The organism is Candidatus Schekmanbacteria bacterium, from assembly GCA_003695725.1.
Classification (GTDB): Bacteria; Schekmanbacteria; GWA2-38-11; order GWA2-38-11; family J061; genus J061.
Window position 1 is genome coordinate 1 of the sequence record RFHX01000074.1, and the last position, 2,849, is coordinate 2,849.

Here is a 2,849-nt window from a genome sequence, read left to right on the forward strand (position 1 = left end):
AAAATCTTATATAGCACATACCCATAGTTTTGAACGAGAACTTCTTCCGAATTTTTATAATCACCGCTGGAAACATATCCTTTAATCATATTCCATAACAGACTGAAGAATGCCTTAATTACTGTTATTGTTGGAAGTTTAAGCAGGACATCACTAATAGCCAAGGGATATTTGAAGTAGCTGTCTAAAAATTTAATAGTGATTGTTCTGTTGAATTTTATCAAATCACCTTTAGCTATTTCTTTTATGTCATTTAAAATCTCTTCATCAGTTGTATGAAAAGCATGAGGTCCATATTCATAGATATTCCCATTAAGAAGCACACCGCCAGCCAAACCGCCAACTCGTGGCAACTGGTCGATAACAGTGACGATACATCCCTTTTTTGAAAGACGCCAGCCGGCAGCCAACCCCGTGGCGCCCGCACCAAGAACAGCTATTTTTTTTGGCAAATATCTACTCCTAAATTTCTTAACAATGAAGTTTTCCGAATTTCTTTATCTTTTCCACAATAAATTGAATATTGCTCTCAGTCAATCCCGGATGTATGGGAATATTGAGAGCGTGTTCATTCAACTTCTCACAATTCGGCAATTTCACTTTGGAGTTATAGATTCTATTCAAATGCAATGGATGGAATCTAAGACTTGTATATATACCATTGTCATAAAGATATTTAGCCAATGAATCCCTTTTATCGTTGTTAAGATAAATACAGTATGTAAAATAGGAATGCTTTTCATTCTCATTAGCATCGACAGGAGTATTAAACCATCCAATATCTTTGAATTCAGACTGATATGTTTCCCATATCTTTTTTCTATAAGCCTGATGTTTGTCGAGTTTTTTTAATTGCGCCAATCCAATTGAAGCACTTATATCATCAGGAATAATTTTTGGGAAAAAATCTATTACATTATACTCCCACCATCTTCTTTTTTCAGCAGAGCTTTCAAATCCGGATTTACCTATGCCGCAATATCTCAAATTTCTTGCCTTCTTTACATATTCGGGATTATTTGAAACCAGTCCCCCTGCTTCCCCAATGCTTAAATTCTTAACTGCATCAAAACTATATATCCCAACATCTCCAATCGTGCCGCAATAATTTCCATTAATAGTTGAATCAATAGCATGTGCTGCATCTTCTATGATTGGCACACCAAAGTCTTTGAAACTGTTAACATCAACTGGTTTACCGGCATAATGAACAACCATAATTGCAGCAGTTTTGTCACTTAAATGCGGCTCAACAAATTCAGGTGCAATATTATGTGTCCTCAAGTCCACATCACAGAATACTGGCTTGCAGTTATTCAAAACTACAGCATGCCCACAGGCAATCCATGTAAAAGAAGGTACTATAACCTCTGAACCGGGTGGAAGATTCAAAAGTTTCACCGCTAAGAGGAGGCTATTTGAACCGCTGTTCAACATTACAAAATCGTCACATTTGAGTCTCTTCGCCATTTCTTCTTCAAAACGTTTACACTTAGGTCCTATGCCAAGCCATTGATTGTCAATGCTCGTTTTAATCTCATCAAGTTCTTCTTTGCCTACTTTTGACCCAAAAAGGGATATCATTTTTGTTGCCACTAATATTCCTCCAAATGTAATTTTGGCTGAGCAAATTTATTTAAATCAAGAACCATTAGACGATAATTCTCCTTCCCCCCTTTATCGACAAAGCCATTTTTTTTATACCATTCTATCGCTTTATCATTAGAGGACAAAACTCTCAAAAAAATATAATTTATATCCATTCCCAATATAAAACCATTCATCAATCTTATTGCCCTACCCATAATTCCTTGACCGCCAAACTCTTTTTTACCCAAAATAACATTGTAGATTTCAGCGCCTTCTGACACTATTTTAAAGCCCATAACCCCAATACTTGTACCTTTATACCTTACTATAAACATAAAATTGTCTGAATCTTTGAAATATCTATCCATCCATATCTTTTGCATTTCAGCTGTTATAGTTTCCTTGTAAAAAAAGGCTTCTCTATTCTCATTTTTCCACCTCCTCAAATTCTCTGAATCGCAATACTCTATCTCTTTTAATAATAAATCATCCGATAATTCTTCATAAATAACAATTTTTCTATTCTGCATTTTTCATATTATCATTTTCGTAATCTTGGCAGAAATTTCCTTACCCTGCATAATGGCATCCGTCATGGCGGAATACTCCCATCTGCCGTATCTACCAATAGTATAAATATGATATCTTTCTAAATAACTTCTTATCCTGTGCACAGAATTTTCATATGATTTGTCAAAGATTACATATCCATATTTAACCGGAATTCCTTTGCAGTAAAGAACATCATTATCAGATGAAAGAAAACCCATATTTTTTAAAGATTCAACAGCCTTTTCTTCAAATTTTTCTATTTTCGGAAATTGTGTTCTGTTACCGCAGGAAAATTCTACATAAGCTGAATTCATTCTTGGCGGTGCCATAGAGGGAGAAACTGCTGAATAAAATCCTGCCCGAAAACATTCATAATCCTTATCAGGTAAATAATACCACTGTGTTTTAATCTTTCTCTGCGACTTGAATCCAACATTCACAATGATGAGTGAAGCACATTTTAATTTTTTTCCTGCATCTTCTACCTTTGCAGGCACCCTTTTAATCAATGAAACTAATTCTTTTAATGGAAGTGATGAAATTATGATATCGTAATCAAAGTATGAGCCTGATTTCAAATATACTTTTTTATTCCTAATATCAATTCTATAGACCTCTTCACTTTTATAAATCTTATCAATATTCTTTTCGAATGAATCAATCAAAGATTGAATGCCCCCCTTTTCAGGATAAAAAAAAGATGAATT

4 protein-coding genes are annotated in these 2,849 nt (G+C 34.4%); all 4 read right to left on the bottom strand.

Annotated features, from left to right (window positions below):
- Positions 1 to 452 (bottom strand): FAD-dependent oxidoreductase (locus D6734_03245; protein RMF96803.1); only part of this gene is annotated, 452 nt, incomplete at its 3' end.
- Positions 453 to 471: 19 nt separating this feature from the next.
- Positions 472 to 1,596: a DegT/DnrJ/EryC1/StrS family aminotransferase gene (locus D6734_03250; protein RMF96804.1), complete on the bottom strand. Its 1,125-nt coding sequence runs from the start codon at positions 1,594 to 1,596 to the stop codon at positions 472 to 474.
- Positions 1,596 to 2,120 carry a GNAT family N-acetyltransferase gene (locus D6734_03255; GenBank protein RMF96805.1) on the bottom strand — a complete coding sequence of 175 codons (525 nt, stop codon included), beginning with the start codon at positions 2,118 to 2,120 and terminating at the stop codon, positions 1,596 to 1,598. The genes D6734_03250 and D6734_03255 overlap by 1 nt, the downstream gene beginning before the upstream one ends.
- Positions 2,121 to 2,123: 3 nt before the next feature.
- The coding region (locus tag D6734_03260) for a hypothetical protein (GenBank protein ID RMF96806.1) at positions 2,124 to 2,849 on the bottom strand (726 nt) is incomplete at its 5' end.